This window comes from Lysobacter sp. DMC97, from assembly GCF_056313745.1.
Map to the genome: position 1 here is coordinate 124,204 of NZ_JBQUZR010000006.1, position 18,478 is coordinate 142,681.

At 72.5% G+C, this 18,478-nt stretch carries 14 protein-coding genes; 8 read left to right on the plus strand and 6 right to left on the minus strand.

Going from position 1 to position 18,478, the window contains the following annotated elements; all coding sequences use genetic code 11:
- Positions 1–288 precede the first annotated feature (288 nt).
- The 6 genes from ACT53Q_RS14025 to ACT53Q_RS14050 all read left to right on the plus strand — a co-directional run bounded on the left by ACT53Q_RS14025 (position 289) and on the right by ACT53Q_RS14050 (position 5,377).
- Positions 289–1,416: a cytochrome-c peroxidase gene (locus ACT53Q_RS14025; RefSeq protein WP_476187270.1), complete on the plus strand. Its 1,128-nt coding sequence runs from the start codon at positions 289–291 to the stop codon at positions 1,414–1,416.
- A 192-nt stretch (positions 1,417–1,608) separates the two neighbouring features.
- Positions 1,609–2,025 (plus strand): DUF1924 domain-containing protein, encoded by a 417-nt coding sequence (locus tag ACT53Q_RS14030; RefSeq protein WP_476187271.1) that lies wholly within the window; start codon positions 1,609–1,611, stop codon positions 2,023–2,025.
- Entirely contained in the window at positions 2,022–2,546 is a 525-nt protein-coding gene (locus tag ACT53Q_RS14035; protein ID WP_476187272.1) for a diheme cytochrome c, read from the plus strand. Before ACT53Q_RS14030 ends, ACT53Q_RS14035 begins: the two co-directional genes overlap by 4 nt.
- Before the next feature lie 2 nt (positions 2,547–2,548).
- Complete coding sequence (locus ACT53Q_RS14040; protein ID WP_476187273.1) at positions 2,549–3,316, plus strand: cytochrome b/b6 domain-containing protein; 768 nt, start codon at positions 2,549–2,551, stop codon at positions 3,314–3,316.
- 49 nt (positions 3,317–3,365) lie between these two features.
- On the plus strand, positions 3,366–4,034 hold the full coding sequence (locus ACT53Q_RS14045; protein ID WP_476187274.1) for a response regulator: 669 nt from the start codon (positions 3,366–3,368) through the stop codon (positions 4,032–4,034).
- Entirely contained in the window at positions 4,031–5,377 is a 1,347-nt protein-coding gene (locus ACT53Q_RS14050; RefSeq protein ID WP_476187275.1) for an ATP-binding protein, read from the plus strand. Before ACT53Q_RS14045 ends, ACT53Q_RS14050 begins: the two co-directional genes overlap by 4 nt.
- Positions 5,378–5,388: 11 nt before the next feature.
- Here the strand turns inward: ACT53Q_RS14050 and ACT53Q_RS14055 are convergent, their stop codons facing one another.
- From ACT53Q_RS14055 to ACT53Q_RS14080, 6 genes are all read right to left on the minus strand, one after another.
- Positions 5,389–6,453: a DNA methyltransferase gene (locus tag ACT53Q_RS14055; RefSeq protein WP_476187276.1), complete on the minus strand. Its 1,065-nt coding sequence runs from the start codon at positions 6,451–6,453 to the stop codon at positions 5,389–5,391.
- Positions 6,450–7,520 (minus strand): radical SAM family protein, encoded by a 1,071-nt coding sequence (locus ACT53Q_RS14060; RefSeq protein WP_476187546.1) that lies wholly within the window; start codon positions 7,518–7,520, stop codon positions 6,450–6,452. Before ACT53Q_RS14060 ends, ACT53Q_RS14055 begins: the two co-directional genes overlap by 4 nt.
- Positions 7,517–8,956, minus strand: coding sequence for a nicotinate phosphoribosyltransferase (locus tag ACT53Q_RS14065; protein ID WP_476187277.1), 1,440 nt, complete (start codon positions 8,954–8,956; stop codon positions 7,517–7,519). The genes ACT53Q_RS14060 and ACT53Q_RS14065 overlap by 4 nt, the downstream gene beginning before the upstream one ends.
- Positions 8,957–9,032: 76 nt before the next feature.
- On the minus strand, positions 9,033–10,109 hold the full coding sequence (locus tag ACT53Q_RS14070) for a bifunctional nicotinamide-nucleotide adenylyltransferase/Nudix hydroxylase (RefSeq protein WP_476187278.1): 1,077 nt from the start codon (positions 10,107–10,109) through the stop codon (positions 9,033–9,035).
- Positions 10,110–10,220: 111 nt separating this feature from the next.
- On the minus strand, positions 10,221–11,864 hold the full coding sequence (locus ACT53Q_RS14075) for a phosphoethanolamine transferase (RefSeq protein WP_476187279.1): 1,644 nt from the start codon (positions 11,862–11,864) through the stop codon (positions 10,221–10,223).
- A 153-nt stretch (positions 11,865–12,017) separates the two neighbouring features.
- Positions 12,018–14,441, minus strand: a complete 2,424-nt coding sequence (locus ACT53Q_RS14080; RefSeq protein ID WP_476187280.1) for a S9 family peptidase — start codon at positions 14,439–14,441, stop codon at positions 12,018–12,020.
- A gap of 360 nt (positions 14,442–14,801) precedes the next feature.
- Here ACT53Q_RS14080 and ACT53Q_RS14085 point away from each other — a divergent pair, with 360 nt between their 5' ends.
- Positions 14,802–15,074, plus strand: a complete 273-nt coding sequence (locus ACT53Q_RS14085; RefSeq protein ID WP_476187281.1) for a YcgL domain-containing protein — start codon at positions 14,802–14,804, stop codon at positions 15,072–15,074.
- Positions 15,067–18,429, plus strand: coding sequence for an ankyrin repeat domain-containing protein (locus ACT53Q_RS14090; RefSeq protein WP_476187282.1), 3,363 nt, complete (start codon positions 15,067–15,069; stop codon positions 18,427–18,429). Before ACT53Q_RS14085 ends, ACT53Q_RS14090 begins: the two co-directional genes overlap by 8 nt.
- The last annotated feature ends 49 nt before the right edge of the window (positions 18,430–18,478 follow it).

Here is an 18,478-nt window from a genome sequence, read left to right on the forward strand (position 1 = left end):
CCCGTCATCGTCGGCGATCTGCGTCGTCCGCGAAAAAGTGCAGCCTGTTGTCATGGGCGGCGAGGCAGTGCGTCACCCGGTCGTTTCTGTTTGATGGCGTGAATCGATGCATCGCGGCTCGCCCCCCTTGGCCGCACGCACGCATCAAGGCGCCGTTTTGTCGAAGGAGGCCCGGCCGGATCGCTTCGCCAGCGGGCCGGCGCATGGCGATCGGCGTCTTCGACGAAGTTTTAAGGCCGCCTTAAGGCGGCTGGCACAGGGTGGATGCCCCATTCGAGGAGTTCCGCCATGCGCCTGCCCGTTCCCCCCTGGAGTCTCCTGGCGCTGGGCGTGCTGGCCGCCGGCTGCGCCCGCGAGGCCGCGCCGCCCGCCGACGGCGCTTCGCCCGCCCCGGCGCCTGCGGCGGCGGCCGCCACTCCGCCCGCCGGTCCGGCCGCCGACCCGGCGCTGCTGAAGCAGGCCCAGGCGCTGTTCCAGCCGATCCCCGACAAGGCGCCGGATCCCGCCGGCAACCCGGTGACGCCCGAGAAGATCGCGCTCGGCAAGATGCTGTACTTCGACGGCCGCCTGTCCTCCAGCGGCGTCATCAGCTGCAACTCCTGCCACAACGTCGGCATGGGCGGCATCGACGGCGTGCCCACCTCGATCGGCCACGGCTTCCAGAAGGGTCCGCGCAACGCGCCCACGGTCTACAACGCCGTGTTCAACGTCGCCCAGTTCTGGGACGGTCGCGCCGAGGACCTGAAGGCGCAGGCCAAGGGCCCGGTGCAGGCGGGCGTGGAGATGAACAACAAGCCGGACGTCGTCGAGGCCACGCTGAAGTCGATGCCCGGTTACGTGTCCGCGTTCCAGACCGCGTTCCCGGGCGAGGGCGCGCCGGTCAGCTTCGACAACATGGCGAAGGCGATCGAAGCGTTCGAGACCACGTTGATCACGCCCGGCGCGCCGTTCGACGCCTTCCTCAAGGGCGATATGCGCGCGCTCACCGCCGACCAGCAGGCCGGCCTGAAGCTGTTCATGGACAAGGGCTGTTCCAGCTGCCACAACGGCGTGAACCTCGGTGGTGGCGCGTACTTCCCGTTCGGCGTGGTGCATGCGCCGGCCGATGCAGTGCGTCCGGCGGGCGACCACGGCCGCTTCGCCGTGACCAAGTCGCAGGGCGACGACTACGTGTTCCGCGCCGCGCCGCTGCGCAACATTGCCGTGACCGCGCCGTACTTCCATTCCGGCAACGTGTGGAAGCTGCAGGAGGCGGTGACGATCATGGGCGACGCCCAGCTCGGCGCGACGCTGGCGCCGGACGAGGCCGAGAAGATCCATCTCTTCCTGCATGCGCTGACCGCGCCGATCCCGAAGATCGACTACCCCGAATTGCCGGAGCGCGATGACGCCACGCCGAAACCGTCCGGCGTTTGACCCGGTACGCACGCCGCTGCACGCGAACGTCCGCGGGGCTCGCTCCCGCGGACGTTCGCGTGTGTGCGTGCAGCGGCCGTCGCATGCAGGTGTTCGAGCATGCGCGTAAGTCCCGCTTAAGACCCGGCGCGCATCGTGTACGCATCCACTCGATGCGAGGGCTTCGACATGCGACACACGATCATCCGCGGAATGGCGCGCAGTTTCGGCGCCGCCGCACTGCTGCTGGCGACGTTCGCGTCGCCAGCGTCGACACCGGCGGAACTGCAGCGCGCGTATGCCGCCGAGGCGGCGAGTGCGTCGCCGGGCTTCCGCGGCTTTTCCGCCGAACGCGGACGCCGCTTCTTCACCACGACCCACGGCAACGATTGGCGCTGCGCCAGCTGCCACACCGACACGCCGACGGCGGAAGGCCGCCACGCCGTGACCAGCCGCACGCTGCGCCCGCTGGCACCGGCGGCGAATCCGGCGCGCTTCACCGACGCGGCGAAGGTGGAGAAATGGTTTCGCCGCAACTGCCGCGACGTGGTCGGGCGCGAATGCACCGCGGTCGAGAAGGGCGACGTGCTCGCCTGGCTGACGTCGCTGCGCGCCGGAGGTGCGCGATGAGCCGCCGCCATCGCATCGCCGTCGCGCTGCTGACGTTGCCGCTTGCACTGTCGTTGTTTGCACCGGTGCGCGCGGACGACGACGAGGACGACGAAGGCCGCCGCCCCACGCGCATGCCGATGCCCGCGGTCTACGTCGAGGAATGCGGCAGCTGCCACGTGCCGTATCCGGCGCGCGGGCTGCCGGCGTCGTCGTGGCGCGCGCTGATGGCCGGCCTCGACCGGCATTTCGGCAACGACGCCTCGCTCGCCCCGGCACAGGCCGACGTGATCCGCGGCTGGCTGATCGCCGGCGCCGGCACGCAGCCGGTCGATCGCGCCGCGCCGCTGCGTCTCAGCCGCGCGCCGTGGTTCGTGCGCGAACACCGCGAAGTGCCGGCGCCGCTGTGGCGTTCGACCGCGGTGAAATCCGCCGCCAACTGCGCCGCCTGCCATCGCGGTGCCGAGCGCGGCGTCTTTTCCGAACACGACGTGCGCCTGCCGCGTGCGTCGTCCCCCGCTTCCGCAGGAGCCAGACCATGATGATGACCGCCGCCCCCAATGCGGCACCCGCCGCGGCCACCACGCACAAGCGCGGCGTGCTGGTGTGGGATCTGCCTACCCGCATTTTCCACTGGAGCCTAGCCGTCTGCTTCGCCGGCGCCTGGCTCACCTCCGACAGTGAACGCCAGCACCTGCTGCACCTGCTGTTCGGCTACAGCCTGTTCGGCCTCGTGGCCTTCCGATTGATCTGGGGCCTCGTCGGCAGCCGCTACGCGCGGTTCTCCGAGTTCCTGCGCGGCCCGGGTGCGACGTGGCGCTACGTCGTGTCGATGGCGCAGGGCCGGCCGGCGCATCACGTCGGCCACAACCCGGCCGGTGCGGTCGCGATCTGGCTGCTGCTCGGCCTCGGGCTGGCGACCGCCGGCGTCGGCATCGCGATGGTGACCGGCGGCGGCGAGTCGCTGGAGGAGGTGCACGAAGCGCTGGCGACGTTGATGCTGGTCGTCGTCGGCCTGCACCTGCTGGGCGTGGTCGCCGGCAGCGTGCTGCATCGCGAGAACCTGCCGCGGGCGATGGTGACCGGGCGCAAGGCCGGGCTGCGGCCGGAGGACGGCATCGTGCGGTCGTCGCTGCTGGTCGGCGGCCTGCTGGTGCTGGCGCTGGCGGCGTTCTGGGCGCTCGGACTGTCGCAGCAGCGGCTGCCGTTCGGCCTGCCGGGCGCGAGTGCGGACGCGGGCGAGGGGGGCGAGATGCACGCCGGCGGCCGGACCGGCGGCGATTCCGATGACAACGATGGAGACGACGATTGATGACTGTGCCCGCGCTGCCGACAATGGGTCCCCGGGACGGAGAGCGATGATGCGCCTGCTCGTGGTGGAAGACGATCCGTTGCTCGGCGAAGCGCTGAGCGTGGGCATGCGCCAGCGGGGATTCGCCGCGGACTGGGTGCGCGACGGCATCGCCGCCCAGACCGCGCTCAGGACCGCGACGTTCAATGCGGTGGTGCTCGATCTCGGCCTGCCGCGGCTCTCCGGCCTGGACCTGCTGCGGCAGCGTCGCGAGGCCCGCGACCGCACGCCGGTGCTGATCCTCACCGCGCGCGATGCCATCGACGAACGCGTGCGCGGCCTCGATGCCGGCGCCGACGACTACGTGGTGAAGCCGGTCGATCTCGACGAACTCGCCGCGCGGCTGCGCGCGCTGATCCGCCGCAGCGACGGCGATCCGCGGCCGCAGCTGGAAGTCGGCGCGCTGCGCATCGATCCCGCGGCGCGGCGCGCGATCTGGCGCGGCACGCAGGTCGACCTGTCGCCGCGCGAGTTCGACCTGCTGACGGAATTCGCGCGCTCCGCCGGTCGCTGGCTGAGCAAGGAGCAGCTGACCGAACGGCTCTACGGCTGGGAGGACGGCATCGAATCGAACGCGCTGGAAGTGCACGTGCACCACCTGCGCCGCAAGCTCGATCCGGCGCTGATCCTCACCCAGCGCGGTGTCGGCTACATGCTGCAGGCGCTGGACGCGGAATGAGCGCACGCGCGCCCCGCGCCTTCTCGCTGCGCGCGCGCTTGCTCGCGGCGATGCTGGCCACGCTGACGGTGGTGTGGCTGGCGGCGTCGATCGCCAGCTACGCGCAGGCGCGGCACGAACTGGACGAACTGCTCGACGCGCACCTCGCGACGTCCGCCGCGCTGCTGATCGCGCAGGCCTCCGACGACCTGGAGGAAATCCGGCTCGAACACCTGCCCGACCTCGGCGACGCGCACCAGCGGCTCGCGCTGCAGGTGTGGAACGACGGTCGGCTCGGCGTGCACAGCGCCAACGCGCCGGACGCGGCGCTGGCGCCGTTCCGTCGCGGGTTCGCCGACGTGCGCGTCGCCGGCAAGGCCTGGCGCGTCTACGTTGCCCGTGGCCAGGACGATGTCTGGGTGCAGGTGGGCGAACCGCAGTCGGCGCGCGCCGACATCCTGAGTGAATCGCTCGATCGCCAGGCGCTGCCGATGCTGCTGGCGTTGCCGCTGCTCGGATTCGGACTGTGGATCGTGGTCGGCCGCGGCCTGTCGCCGCTGCAGCGGCTGGCGCATGCGGTCGAGGCGCGTGCGCCGCTGGACACCGCGCCGATCGCCGACGCCGGTGCGCCGGAGGAAGTGCGGCCGCTGCTGGACCGGCTCAACGCGCTGTTCGCGCGCACCGGCGAGAGCATCGCCCGCGAGCGTCGCTTCATCGGCGATGCCTCGCACGAACTGCGCACGCCGGTGGCCGCGATCCGCGCGCAGGCGCAGGTCGCGCAGGGCGCGCGTGACGATGCCGAACGCCAGCGCGCGCTCGCCGGCGTGATCGCCGGCTGCGACCGCATGACCGCGCTTACCGAACAACTGCTCACGCTGTCGCGGCTGGAGGCGGGCGTGCTCGACGCCGGCAAGGCCGACGCGCCGCTGCGTGCCTGCGCCGAGGACGTGATCGCCGAACTTGCGCCGGCGATCCGCCGCGTCGGCGCCACGGTCGAACTGGCGGTGCCGGCGGACCTGCGCATCGGCTGCGGGCCGCAGCTGGTGCACAGCGTGCTGCGCAACCTGATCGACAACGCGCTGCGCCACGGCGGCGATGGCGTACGTGTGCGTGTCGCGGCGCAGCGCGACGCCGCCGCGATCGTGCTCGACGTCAGCGACGACGGTCCCGGCATTCCGCCCGAGCGCCATGCCGACGCGCTGCAGCGCTTCCATCGCCTCGACGCCGCCACCGGCACCGGCGCGGGCCTGGGGCTGGCGATCGTCGGCCGCATCGCCGAGGTCTGCGGCGGCACGCTGGCGCTGGGCGAAGGCCTCGACGGACGCGGCCTCGGCGTGCGGCTGCGGGTGCCGGATCGCGGCTGATCGGCGACGCGTCAGTCCGCGTCGCGCGGCGTCAGGTCGAGCTGCACGTGGCGGCCATCGTGCTGCAGGCGTTCGGCGCGCAGGTAGTGATGCCGGCGCACCGTGTCGGGATGCACGTCGGCGTTGACCGGATCGCCCCACAGCGACAGCCGGAAGCCGAGCCGCACCAGCGTGTGCAGCAGTGCGCGGAAGCGTTCGGGGTCCGCGGTCACGTGCGCATCGACGTCCGAAGGTCGCGACGTGCCGGCGGCTGGATCGCCGTCGCACCACGGCAGAAAGCTGCCGTGCACGCGCAGGTCATGGTGTTCGCTGCGCAGCTGTCGCAGCAGGGTGCGCGCGCCGTCGATGTCCAGCGTCGGCCGGCGCTTGCGGAACACGAGCGCGTATTCGTGGCTGCGGTCGGTGTGCGCGCGATCGTCGTCGACGGAGGATGCCGCGTCGCGCGCGGGATACAGCAGCACGCGTTCCTCGCAGGGCTCGAACAGGTCGCCGAGCAGCCGCGCCAGCTCCCATGCCTGCGGCACCATGCGATCACCGAGGCGCGCGTTCTGCACCATCGCGATGCAGTGGCCGCCGTCCGGCAACGCGTCGCGCACGGCATGGAAGATCGCGCGCATCGCCGCGAGGTACATCGCGAAGTCCGGCGCCCCGTACAACTGGCCGGGCAGCTGGCCGACGCGCGCATCGCCCCGCCAGTCGCAGCCGAAGTACGGGACGTTGGTCAGGCACAGGTCGATGCGTGAACGCAGCTGCGTTTCCGGCAGCGTGTCGCACGCGATCTCCGCGTCGACGCCGTGCCGGCGCAGCCGCTCGCGGGCAAGCGCGGCGCGTCCCGGATCGATCTCCAGGCCGAGGCCGCGACGCCCCTCCAGCGACGCGGCCAGCAGCGTCGTGCCGAAGCCGCAGAACGGATCGAACACGACGTCGCCCGGGCGCGAGAACGCGCGCACGAACGGCCGCATCTGCGACACCCAGCCGCAGTCGCGGCCGCGCAGGGCATCGCGGTCGCGCAGATCGTAGGGCAGTGCCAACCCGGGCGGGTCGGGTTCGAGTTGCAGCCAGCTGCGCGACGTCATGCCGGCGATGCCTCCCACAGCACGTCGCGATCCGGCGACCAGCCGCCGCACAGGCGGCCGTTCGCGTGGAACACGAGCTTGTAGAGCGCGCCGGACGCATGCCGTGCGTGCATCCGCGCATAGTCGGATGCCTCGAACACCACGTCGAAACCGTCGCGATGGCGCAGTCGCAGGTTGTCGAAGTAGTAGCCGGCGGTGCGCTCGACCGGCGTGAGTGCTGCACGCAGCGGCGAGGCGAGCACAGCGTCGACCAGCGCCGGCATCGGCACGCGCGCGGCCTCGAGATACCGCCGCGTCGCGTTGTCGCGATAGCCGTCGTCCAGCCGCGAGAACTCGCGGAAGATCACCGTGCCGGCGCCCAGCGTCGCCGCCCAGCGCAGGTACGCCGCGACGCCGTCGGCATCCTCGACGCCGCCGCGCTGCACCAGGCACACCAGCCGCAGCGGAAAGCGGTCGCGCAGGCGTCGCGCGACCGCGGCGAAGACCTCGTCGTCCGCGATCGGCTCGCCGGGCCGGAAGCGCATGATTGCCTGGTTGCGCGCGGCGTCGGGATGATGGCGCGACAGCTCCACCCACGACAGGCCGAAACGCGCGAACGCGTCGACGAGCGCGTCGCCCTGCGCCTGCGCGAAGCCCGCGCCGTTGCTGTACAGCACGCGCTCGGCCACCGGCACGCCGTCGCGTGCGGCGGCGTCCAGCGTGTCGAGCATGCGCAGGCACCAGTCCGCGTCGTCGGTCGTTTCCAGCCCCGACAGCGAATACGACAGCGGCAGGCCGCGCAGCTGCGCCAGCGCCGCGCGCAGCGCGTCGAAGTAATCGATGCGTGGCCGTAGCGTCGCCGCCGCGCGGCCCGCACCGGTTTCGCGCAGGTTTTCCGAACAGAAGCGGCAACGCGCCGAACATGGCCGCGCAGAGGCGTAGGGCGTGAAGGTGATCGGCTGCGCGACGCGATGGCGCCGGCCGCCGATGACGTGCGACACCCAGCGCGTCGCATCGTCGTCGGGCGGCAGGCGCCGTCGCAGCGGCAGGCCTGCGACGGCGTCCACGGTGGTCGCGTCCACGCTCAGAGCCGTTCGGCGTCGGCGCGGGCGCGGATCTCCTCGAAGGTCCAGTCGCGCACCAGCCGGCCGTTCTCCCACACGGTTTCCAACGCGTCGTCGAAGCCGGCGGGTTTCTCGACCTCGGCCAGCGACGCCGCGCTCGGCGGCACCGGCACGGTGCGGAAGCTGCCGTATTCGCGATGGCGCAGCAGCGTCATGCGCCCGCGCTTGCTCTGCTTGCCCTTGTCGGTGACCGGATCCTTCCAGACGTCGATCCAGTGGCCGTCGACGCGCGCGGCCGAGCACTTCAGCGCGAATTTCTGGGTGTCGCGGTTGAGCTGCTGCAGCAGCGCGCCGCCCATGCCGAAGGCGACGTTGTCGGTGGCGTAGCCGGCGCTGGTCACGCGCTCGAGGATCGCGCGGATGCTGGTCGGGTTGATGCCGTCGCCCTGGATCACGCGGACGTGGTTCACCACCTTGAAGCCCTTGCCGTTGACGGTGTGGCCGAAGGCTTCGTCCAGCAGTTCCAGGCACTCGTGCACGACGGCCACCGGATCGCCCGAGTCGGGGCGGATGACGACCGTCGCGCCGGAGGCGATCACCTCGTCCTTCAGCGTCTTGCCCCAGTGTTCGCGGATGGCGTGGAAGATGTCGTAGCTGTCCGACACCACCGCGACGATGCCGCCCGGCTTCGCGAACTGCCGCAGCATGTTGCGGTAGGCGTCGACCTCGCGTTCGCGGCCCCAACTGGTGATCGTGCTGTGCTCGGCGGCGGGAATCGAGAAACCGGCCATCGGCGCGTGGTAGAACGCGCGCGCCGCCAGCAGGCCCGACACGGTATCGGTGCCGAGGAAATTGACGAGGTGCGCGCAGCCGCCGATCGCCGCCGATTCCGCGCTGGACACGCCGCGCGCGCCGAAGTCGTGCAGCTTGAACGGCAGTTGCCCGGCCGGGTCGTCGCTGGTGCGCTCGAGGAACTGGCGGATCGTCTGCTTGGCGTGCCAGCTGATCGTCGCGACCGTCACCGGATACCACAGCCGCAGCAGCAGCGTTTCGAGGTACGACGGCACCCAGTAGGCCTGCGGGTCGGTGGATTCGATCGTCACCAGCGCCTGGTGCGTTGGCACCACGGTGCCCTCGGGCACCGCGCGGATGCGCACCGGCAGGTGGCCGCCGAGGCGATCGACGATGTCGCGCCAGCCGGCTTCGTTGAACGGCTCGCCGTGCGCGGCGTACAACTCGCGCGCTTCATCGATGTCGGCGTGGGTGATCGGCCGGCCGAGGTGCTGCTTGAGGATGGCCTGCAGGCCGAAGAACACGGTGCGGTCGTACACGCCGCCGCGCGATTCGACGTAGAAGAACGCGGCGTCGGTGCCGGGCGGGTACTGCAGCCAGTGGCTGGCCTTGTAGCTGTCCGTGTTGAGCAGGACGTTGTCGAGGCCGGGGATGTGCGATGCATGCATGACGGGAAGCTCCTTCGCGTCGAGGGGAACCGGCGGTCTGTCCGCCGGCGGGGCGGTCGCGGGATCGGTAATGGAATCAGCCGCGGCCGAGGAAGAATTCGAGGATGTGGAGATGGTCCTCGAACAACTGCGGACCCATCTCCAGCGCCTGGCTCACCGGCACCCAGCGCGCCTTGTCGGCATCGTCGCCGCCGCGCACGTCGGGCAGGTCGCCGGACGGGAAATCGAAGTGGAAGGCGTGGGTGATCGTGCGTCCGCGCAGGCTGCGTTCGGGATGGTCGAATACGTGCGCGTGCCGTAGCGAACCCTTCAGCACGCGCTCCGGCAGCTTCAGCCGGGTTTCCTCGCGCAGCTCGCGCAGGCAGGCGTGCAGCAGCGTTTCGTCCTGGCCGACGAAGCCGCCCGGCAGCGCCCACAGGCCCTTGCCGGGGGCGGCGCGGCGACGCACCAGCAGCACGTGGCCGGAATGCACGACGACCGCGTCGACGGTGACGAACGTCGGCGCGTACGGTGCGTCGGCCCACGCGGCGCGGTACTGCTCGATGAAGCGGTATTCGTCGACCAGCTGCGCGAACGCGGGCGAACTCCTGCGGAAGGCGTCGAGCATGTCGAACACCGGGCCGGGCACGTTCGCGCGGATCAGCATCAGGCCGCCGTGGCTGTCGAGCCGGTTGGCCTCGAACAGGTAGCGGCGCAGTTCGGTGGCGGAGAGCGTTTCGGTCTGGGCGACGTCGATCAGCGGCCACTGCGGGAATTCGCGCAGGTAGTAGCTGCTCGCGTCCTTGTCCTGGCCGATCAGGCCGATGCGGACGTCGGCATCGCCGCCGTCGGCCTTCACCGCGGCGGCGACGGTGCGCTGCACCGCGGCGATCCACTGGCTCTCGTTGTAGAGATGGTCGCGCAGCGGGCGCACGATCAGCCGGTCGGCGGCATCGGCAAGCGCGCCCTGGATCATCACCGTGCGTTCGGCGACGGTCCACGGGTTGCGGATGGTGCGGGGAGTGTCGGCCGAGCCGACGAGGAAGATCAGCTTGCGCGCGCGGGCCAGGGCGTGGCGGGCGACGGCGGCGTGACCGTTGTGGAACGGCTCGAAGCGGCCGATGAAGACGAGGTAGTCGAGCGCATCGCGCTCGCGGGTGTCGCTGCGTTCCATGAGGCTCCCTCACGGTGATGGTGGTCGGCGCGGGGTCTGTCCCGTTGCCTGCGTGAAATGCTACGCCGATGGCCGGCGGCGTCAAGCGACGCCGGCCATCGGCGAGATGGATCAGGGTGCCGCCACCTTGCCCGTGCAACCGGCGGTGAAGTCCAGCGGCGGCTTGCGCAGGGTGGTGTCGACGTCGGCGAGGCCGAGGACGCTGTGGAAGAGGTTGTCGTGCGACATCGGCTTGCCGGCGCGGGCGCGGACGCAGGCGACGTCCAGGCCGCGGCGGGCGGCGAAGCGGTCGGACACCCACAGCTGCATCGGCACGCGGGTCTGCTGGTCGGGCGCGATCGCGTACGGGGCGCCGTGCAGGTACAGGCCGTGTTCGCCCAGCGATTCGCCGTGGTCGGAGACGTACAGCAGCGCGGGATCGATCGCCGGGTCGTCGCGCAGCAGCGCGGCCGCGCTCGCGACGATGTGGTCGGCGTAGAGGATGGTGTTGTCGTAGGTGTTGTGCAGCTGCTGGTCGTTGCACTGCTGCAGCTGGTTGCTGCGGCACTCGGGCTTGAACTTCGCGAATTCGGCGGGATAGCGCGCGTAGTACGCCGGGCCGTGGCTGCCCAGCAGGTGGATCACGAACACGGTGTCGCGCTTCACCGCCGGCAGCTCCTGCTTGAGCTGGCGCAGCAGCACTTCGTCGAAGCAGCCTTCGGCGTTGCACAGCGCCGGGTCCTTGCCGTCGCCGAGGAACTTCTCGGTGGCGCGCGCGGCGAGTTTCTTGCTGCCGGTGTTGTTGTCGATCCACACCACGTCGTAGCCGGCGCGCATCAGCAGGTCGAGCAGGTTTTCGCGGTACTTGGCGACGCCGTCCTTGTAGTCGGCGCGGCCGAGGCCGCTGAACATGCACGGCAGCGACGTCGCGGTGTTGGTGCCGCAGCTGTGCACGTCGGAGAAGTTCACCGGGTTCAGCGCCTGCATCGCCGGGTCGGTCTGGCGGGCGTAGCCGAGGCTGCCGTAGCTGAGCGCGCGGGCGGATTCGCCGATCGCCAGCAGCAGCACCGTCGGCCGCTCGCCGGGACGCAGCGTGGCGCCGCGCTTCGCGTCGAGGCCGATCTTCTCCAGCGGGCGGTTGTCGTTGCGGGCGTGGTCCATGTACGACAGCTGCGCCGCCAGCAGCGCGAACGGATTGGCGAGGTGGCGCAGTTCCAGGTGGTTGCGCACCAGCGAGGCCACGTCCTTGCCGAAGCTCAGCGCCGACACGCCCAGCAGCGCAATGACGAGCAGCGCGAGCTTGATCCGCGACCACAGTTCGCGCAGCGGCGAGTGCCAGTCGATCCGCACCCACCACAGCAGGATCGCCGGCAGCATGCCGAGCAGGCCGAGCGTGAGCAGCATGCTCGCGCTGATCCACTCGGTGGCCTCGCGCGAGTCGGTCTCGTACACGCTGGCCAGCGCGTGGCGGTCGATCACCGCGCCGAAGTCGCTCATGAAGAACGCGGCGCCGGCCGACAGCAGCAGCACCAGCGTCAGCCCGGGCTTGAACGTCCAGCGGAAACTGAGCGGCAGCAGCATGATCGTGGTGAGCGCGAACAGCGCCGCCGCCACCGCGGCGGCCACACCGGCGCCACGCAGGCCGGTGAAGTCCTGCGCCGAAAACACGACATGCCAGAAACGGCTGTTGGCCGCCGCCACCAGGAACGCGACGACGAGCAGGAGGACGGTGTTGGCGCGCAGCAGCGGGCGCCTGGAGGGGCGGGCACGGGACATGGACATCCGGACAGGGTGCGGCGGGAGACTTATGCCAGCATGAAGGAATCCGCGCCCGCCGTCGCGAGGGTTTCGTTAAACGGCGGGCGCGCGGCCGTCCGGGGGGGGCGTCCCGGACCCGGGCTCGGGGCCCGGGTTCCGGACGCGCCGGCTTCAGGGCGCCGGCTGCAGGGTGCGGTCGAACAGTTCCATGATCCGGCGGTACTCGTCGTACCAGGCCGCCGGGTGGGTGAAGCCGTGGCGCTCCATCGGGTAGGGCGCGATCTGCCACTTCGCCTTGTGCAGCTCGATCAGCTTCTGGGTCATCACCACCGAATCGCGGAAGAACACGTTGTCGTCGATCATGCCGTGGCAGATCAGCAGTTCGTCCTGCAGGCCGGCGGCGTATTCGATCGGCGAGGACAGCCGGTAGGCCTCCGGGTCCAGCGTCGGCGTGTTGAGGATGTTGCTGGTGTACTCGTGGTTGTACTGCGACCAGTCGGCCACCGGGCGCAGCGCGGCGCCGGCCTTGAACGTGCCCGGCGACTTGAACAGCGCCATGAAGGTCATGAAGCCGCCGTAGCTGCCGCCGTAGATGCCGGCATGGTCGCGGTCGCCCTGTTTGTTGGCGACCAGCCAGTCGAGGCCGTCGAGGTAATCCTGCAGTTCGGGCTCGCCCATGTGCCGGTAGATCGCGGTGCGCCAGTCGCGGCCGTTGCCGGCTGAAGCGCGGTAGTCGAGGTCCAGCACGATGTAGCCTTTGCGCACCAGCAGGTCGTGGAACATCTGCTCGCGGAAGTAGTTCGGGTAGCGTGCGGTGACGTTCTGCAGGTAGCCGGCGCCGTGCACGAACATCACGATCGGATACTTGCGGCCGGGTTCCGGCGTCTTCGGGCCGTAGTACTTGCCCCAGAGGGTGCCGGCGCCGTGCTTCGACGGCACCTGCACGAATTCCGGTGCGGTCCACGCGATCGCCTTGAACGCGTCGGTGCGGGTGTCGGTGAGTTCGGTCGCCTTCCCGCCGCCGGCGTCGACCACCGCCAGCTGCGGCGGCAGGTGGTGGCCGGAATGGCGGACCAGCAGGCGCTTGCCGTCGGGCGATTCGGCGAAATCCTCCACGCCGTCCAGCGCGGTCAGCTCGCGCACCGCGCCGCCGGCGGCCGGCACGTCGCAGACCTCGTAGTCGCCCGCCCACGCGCGATTGCACAAGAACAGCAGGCGCTTGCCGTCGGCCGACAGCGCCGGTGCCGAGGCCTCCCACTTGCCCGACGTCAGCGCGCGCGGTTTGCCGCCGTCGCTGGCGTAGAGGTGCGAGTACCCGCTTTCCTCCGACAGGTACCACAGCGTGCGGCCGTCCGGCAGCCAGCCGAAGTCGTTGAAGTTCCAGTTGATCCAGGCGTCGTCGTGCAGGCGATGGCGGGCCTGCAGCGTCGCCGCGGCCGGATCGACCACCGCGATCCAGCGGTCCTTGTTGTCGACCGCGCGCACCAGCACCGCGGCGCGGGCGCCGTCGTCGCTCCAGTGCAGCGACGGGCCGTTGCCGTCGCCGTCGGTCTCGATCCGCACCGGACGGTTGCCCTTCAGCGGGTCCTGCTTCGCTGCCTTGCGCATCGCGGCCAGCGGGTCGACGGCGATGCCCGGCAGCGCGTCGTATTTCAGTTCGGTGGCCTTGGCTGCCGCCACGTCGACCAGCCACAGCGTGTGCGGCACCGGCGCGTTGCGGTCGACCCGGGTGCGGACTTCCTCGGATTCCTCGTAGCCAGATTCGGTCACGTACTTCGGCATCTTGCCGGCCTGGCCGCCGTCGGCGCCCTTGGCGGCGGTGACCACCAGCAGCCAGCGGCCGTCGGGCGACAGCGCGCTGTCGACGATCTCCACGCCCTTGCCGAGGTAGGCCGGCGCCGGCGCGCGGGTCGGATCGGCGCGGCGCCACGCGGCGTCCTGGTCGCGCGCGGCCTCGCGGCGGGCGCGGTCGTCGCGCAGGGTGTCGAGCAGGCGCAACTGGCGGTCGCGCAGGTCCTCGGCCGCCGGCGCCTTCGCCGGGTCGTCCGCGGCGACGACGTTGGACGCCTGTACCACGCCATTCGCCGCCGTCCAGCGATACCAGTCGTTGCCCGCACGCCAGACCAGCGCGCCGTCGCGGCTCCACTGCGGCCGCGACTCCTCGGCGTCGGTGCGGGTGAGCTGCGCCAGCGCGCCGCTGCGCAGGTCGCGCACGAAGATGTCGCCGTTGCGCGCGAACGCCATGCGGGCGCGTGCAGCGTCGAACGCGGGATCGGCCGCGTCCAGCCCCGCGCGCGCCGCGTCGGCCACGCGCGCCGGGGCGCCGCCGGCGACCGGTACGGCCCAGGTGTCGCGGATCGACGCGCCGTCGCGCTTGCGCTCGTACAGCGCCTGCGCGCCGTCCCACGACCACCACGCACGCTCCACGCCGGTGCCGATCCAGTCCGGGTCGGACATGATCGTGTCGAGCGTCGGGGCCGCGGTCGGCGCCGGCATGGTCTGCGCCGCGGCGGCGGAGGCGAGCAGCACCGCGGTGGCGGTGAGCGAAAGGCGGAACGGCAGCGGGACCCTGCGGGTCGCGGAACGAACGGTCATGGCGGGCGCCGGCGGACGGGAAACGACAGAGCTTAAGCGCCCGACCGCCGCGGGTCGCCGGGCCGATGGTCATGCGCGGCCACCACTCCGCAAAGGTGACGCGGGGGGGGGGGGCAGGCGAAAAAAGTCCCGCTGCATCTGGCCCGAAACCGTGCCTTGCCGCACAATTCGCCGGGAATCTCCACGTTCTCCGGCAGTTGGGCGATACTTGGACGCATCCGCCGCAGGTTTGGCGCGCAAGCGACTGATCTGACAGGGGCAGGCCCATCCGGGCCTGTGGCGCCGAGGTCCCCGTCCCCGCCTTCCGGCGGGGTGTCGGGGTGTCTCCGTTCCCCGCCAAGGCAGCGTCCCGTCCCGGCCATGCAAGCGTACGTCTACAAGAGCCAGCGGAAGGCCGATACCTATGTCTACCTCGCGGTGCGCGACGATTTCGAGCGCCTGCCGCCGCCGCTGCGCGAGCAGCTCGGCACGTTGCGCTTCGTGCTGGAAGTCGCGCTGACGCCCGAGCGCCGCCTCGCCCGCGAGAACCCGGAGAAGGTCCGCGAGAACCTCGCCGGCCGCGGCTTCCACGTCCAGTTCCCGCCGACGCTGGCGATCGATCCGATGACCGACGATTGGGGGACGGATGCCTGATCCCGGCATCCCCGACGCCGACCTGCGCGCCTCCGACGCCGACCTCCCCGAGGCCGCGGTCGTCGCCGCGCCGCCGCGGCCGCCGCGCGTCCATGCGGGCGCGCTCGCGGCCGGCGTCGCGCTGACCCTGGCCGCCGGCGCGGGTGGTGCGGTCGTCGGCGGGACTGCCGGCGCGGCGCTGGCCGGCGCCTGCGCGCTGCTGGCCCAGCCGGCGTTCGCGCTGGGGCTGCGCGGCGGCCGCCTCGATCCGCGTGAGGCCGGGCCGATCGCATTGCTCTGGGCCGTCGCGCTGCTCGCCGTCGGCGTGCTGCTGGCCTGGCCGCTGTCGTCGCTGCTGCAGGGCGGCTCGCTGGGCGCCGCGCTGGCGGTGAGCACGGTGGCCGGCGGCGGCATGCTCGGCCTGTGGCGCACCTGGCCGCTGTGGCGCTGGCAGGAAGGCGAGGGCGGTGACCTGCGCGGCCACTGGCGGGCGCTGGTCGACACCGACACCCGCGACTGGCGCGGCCTCGGCGCGGCGCTGCTGCTGGCGCTGCCGCTGCTGGGCACGGTGCTGCTGGCATGGCCGGGCCTGCTGTCGGCGACGACCGTCTGGGCGGTGGCCGGCGCTTGCGCGCTGGCGTGGCCGCTGGCGCATCGCGCGCTGCTGCGGCTGCCGTCGCCGTCGCCGGTGCGCGCCGAGGATTTGCTCCAGGCCGCGCTCGACGAAGAAGACGCCGACGCCGCGGCCATCGCCGGCGACGGTGAGGATCTCGAGGCCGCGCTGTACGACGCCGCGCGCCACGGCCGGGTCGAGCGCGCGCTGGCGCTGCTCGACGCCGGCGCCCACCCGCACGCGCCGCCGCCCGCGGATGCCCGCGACCAGCGCAGCCTCCCGATGCTGGCCGCGGTGCTGCCCGACCTGCGCCTGCTGCGCACGCTGATCGCCCACGGCGTCGACCTCAACGCCGCACACGCCGGCGTCACTCCGCTGATCGCCGCCACCCGCGACAGCTGGCACGGTCGCCCGGAAGCGGTGATGACGCTGCTCGCCAACGGCGCCGACCCGCGCATCGCCGACGGCGACGGCAACACGCCGCTGCACCACGCCGCGCGCAGCTCCGACCCGGGCGTCGCCGCGCTGCTGCGCGACGCCGGCGCCGAGATCGATCCGCCCAACCGCGACGGCCTGACCCCGCTCGCGCTGGCTTGCACCGCCGGCAACTGGCGGCTCGCGCGCTTCCTGCTGGAACGCGGCGCGAAGCCCGACCTGCCCGGCGCGGTGCCCGCGCTGCTGGCCGCGGCCGGCGGCGACGAGGACGACCCGGCCGGCGTGCAGCTGCTACTCAAGCACCGCGCGAAGGCCGACGCCCGCGACGCCCGCGGCCGCAGCGCGCTGCACGAGGCCGCGCTGGCCGGCCACGACGAGATCGTCGGCGTGCTGCTCGGCGCCGGTGCCGACGTGCACGCCCGCGACCACGCCCAGCGCACCCCGTTCCTCGAAGCCGCCCGCGGCGGGCACCTGCCCGCGCTGCAGGCGCTGCTGGTCGGCCGTCCCGATCCGCATGCCGTCGACGCCGACGGCCGCACCGCGCTGGTGCTGGCCTGCCGCGCCGACGCACCGTCGCCGGCGCTGATCCAGGCCTTGCTCGACCTCGGCATCGACCGCGAACGCGCCGACGCCGAAGGCCGCCGCGCGATCGACCACGCCGCCGCCGCCGGCCGCTGGGCGCTGGTGGCCGCGATCGACGCCGACTACCTGCTGCCGGCGCGCGTCGGCGACACCGTCGAACCCGACGCGCCGCCGCCGGACCGCCCGCCGCTGGACCTGCTGCGCGAAGCGCTGGACGCCCGCGACGACGCGGCCGCCGAGCGCTGGGTCGCACTGGTCGACGGCGCCGCGCTGGCGACGCTGCTGCACGACGGCCGCGCGCCCGCCGCGGTGTCGCGGATCGACTGGCTGCTACGCCACGGCGCCGCCACCGAAATCCGCGACGCCGCCGGCGACACGCCGCTGTTCGCGTGGCTGGCGCAGGGCCCGGCCGCGGTGCCCGCCGTGCAGGCGCTGCTGCGCCGCGGCGTCTCGCCCGCCGGTGCCGGCGGCCTGGCGCGCTTCCTCGCCGCCTGCGTCGCCGCCGATCGCGCCGAGCGCGGGCTGGAACGCTTCGCCCTCGACCTGCTGGAACGCGGCGCCGATCCGTTCGCCGCCTCGGCCGCCGGCGATCCGCCGCTGGCGCTGGCCGTGCGCCTCGGCTGGGGCGCGCTGATCGGCCGCCTGATCGACCTCGGCGTGGCGCTCGACAGCCGCGACGCCCGCGGCATGACCGCGCTGCACCTCGCCGCCGCGCTGCGCCGCGAATCCGTGCTCAAGCAGCTGATCGTCCACGGCGCCTCGCCGGCCGTGCGCGCCGCCGACGGCCAGACGCCGCTGGGCGTCGCGCTGTCCAGCGGCCGCCGCGATCTCGCCGACTGGCTGGACTGGCGCCACTGGCCGCTGCCGGGCCGCCCGCTGCGCGCCACCGACCTGCCGGCCGCCGCGGTGCTGGGCGACGCCGACGCCGTGCGCCGGCTGCTGGACCTCGGTCTGTCGATCGACGCCGTCGACGCGCAGGGCTGCACCGCGCTGCTCCGCGCCGCCGGTGGCGGCCATCGCGCCGTGGTCGAACTGCTGCTCGCGCGCGGCGCCGATCCCGCGCTGGCCGCGCGCACCGGCGCCACGCCGCTGTCGGCCGCGGTCAGCATGCGCCAGACCGACATCGTCGACCGCCTGCTGGCCGCTGGCGCCACGCTGGAACAGCGTCTGCCCGGTGAAGTCACCGTGCTGATGCTCGCCGCCGCGCTGGGCCTGCCGGACGTCTGCACCCGGCTGCTCGCCGCCGGCGCCAACATCAATGCGGCCGACGCGCAGGGCCTCACGCCGCTGCACTGCGCCGCGCTCTACGGCTTCACCACCCGCGACCGCCGCCGGCTGGTGGCGCTGCTCGACGCCCTGCTGCTGGCCGGCGCCGATCCCGACGCCCAGGCGGCCGGCGGCGTCACCCCGCTGCTGATGCTGCTCGGCGCCCGCGCCGAACCCGGCACCGCCTGCGACGAGGACGTGGTCATCGCCGGCCTGGTGCGGCTGCTCGACGAAGGCGCCACCCTCAAGGTCCGCGACCCCCGCGGCTTCGGCCCGCTGCACCTCGCCGCCCTGCACGGCCTGCTGCGCACCACCCGCCAGCTGATGCAGGACGGCGCCGACCCCACCGCCCGCGACGCCCTCAACCGCACCCCGCGCGAGATCGCCGTGATGCGCGGCTTCGTCGACGTCGCCGCGGAGTTCGTCCCGCAGACGGGTGATGTCTCGATGGCGCGGTTCCTGAAGGATCGCGGGAGCTGAGGCGCGCGTGTTCAGACAGGCGCGCCTACATGCCCATGCGCAAATCGGC

What these genes read in the sequence shown, in the direction of transcription:
- ACT53Q_RS14025 (WP_476187270.1), top strand. Translation starts at nt 289, where the DNA reads ATGCGCCTGCCCGTTCCCCCCTGGAGTCTCCTGGCGCTGGGCGTGCTG.
- ACT53Q_RS14030 (WP_476187271.1), top strand. Translation starts at nt 1,609, where the DNA reads ATGGCGCGCAGTTTCGGCGCCGCCGCACTGCTGCTGGCGACGTTCGCG.
- ACT53Q_RS14035 (WP_476187272.1), top strand. Translation starts at nt 2,022, where the DNA reads ATGAGCCGCCGCCATCGCATCGCCGTCGCGCTGCTGACGTTGCCGCTT.
- ACT53Q_RS14040 (WP_476187273.1), top strand. Translation starts at nt 2,549, where the DNA reads ATGACCGCCGCCCCCAATGCGGCACCCGCCGCGGCCACCACGCACAAG.
- ACT53Q_RS14045 (WP_476187274.1), top strand. Translation starts at nt 3,366, where the DNA reads ATGCGCCTGCTCGTGGTGGAAGACGATCCGTTGCTCGGCGAAGCGCTG.
- ACT53Q_RS14050 (WP_476187275.1), top strand. Translation starts at nt 4,031, where the DNA reads ATGAGCGCACGCGCGCCCCGCGCCTTCTCGCTGCGCGCGCGCTTGCTC.
- ACT53Q_RS14055 (WP_476187276.1), bottom strand. Translation starts at nt 6,453, where the DNA reads ATGACGTCGCGCAGCTGGCTGCAACTCGAACCCGACCCGCCCGGGTTG.
- ACT53Q_RS14065 (WP_476187277.1), bottom strand. Translation starts at nt 8,956, where the DNA reads ATGCATGCATCGCACATCCCCGGCCTCGACAACGTCCTGCTCAACACG.
- ACT53Q_RS14070 (WP_476187278.1), bottom strand. Translation starts at nt 10,109, where the DNA reads ATGGAACGCAGCGACACCCGCGAGCGCGATGCGCTCGACTACCTCGTC.
- ACT53Q_RS14075 (WP_476187279.1), bottom strand. Translation starts at nt 11,864, where the DNA reads ATGTCCCGTGCCCGCCCCTCCAGGCGCCCGCTGCTGCGCGCCAACACC.
- ACT53Q_RS14080 (WP_476187280.1), bottom strand. Translation starts at nt 14,441, where the DNA reads ATGACCGTTCGTTCCGCGACCCGCAGGGTCCCGCTGCCGTTCCGCCTT.
- ACT53Q_RS14085 (WP_476187281.1), top strand. Translation starts at nt 14,802, where the DNA reads ATGCAAGCGTACGTCTACAAGAGCCAGCGGAAGGCCGATACCTATGTC.
- ACT53Q_RS14090 (WP_476187282.1), top strand. Translation starts at nt 15,067, where the DNA reads ATGCCTGATCCCGGCATCCCCGACGCCGACCTGCGCGCCTCCGACGCC.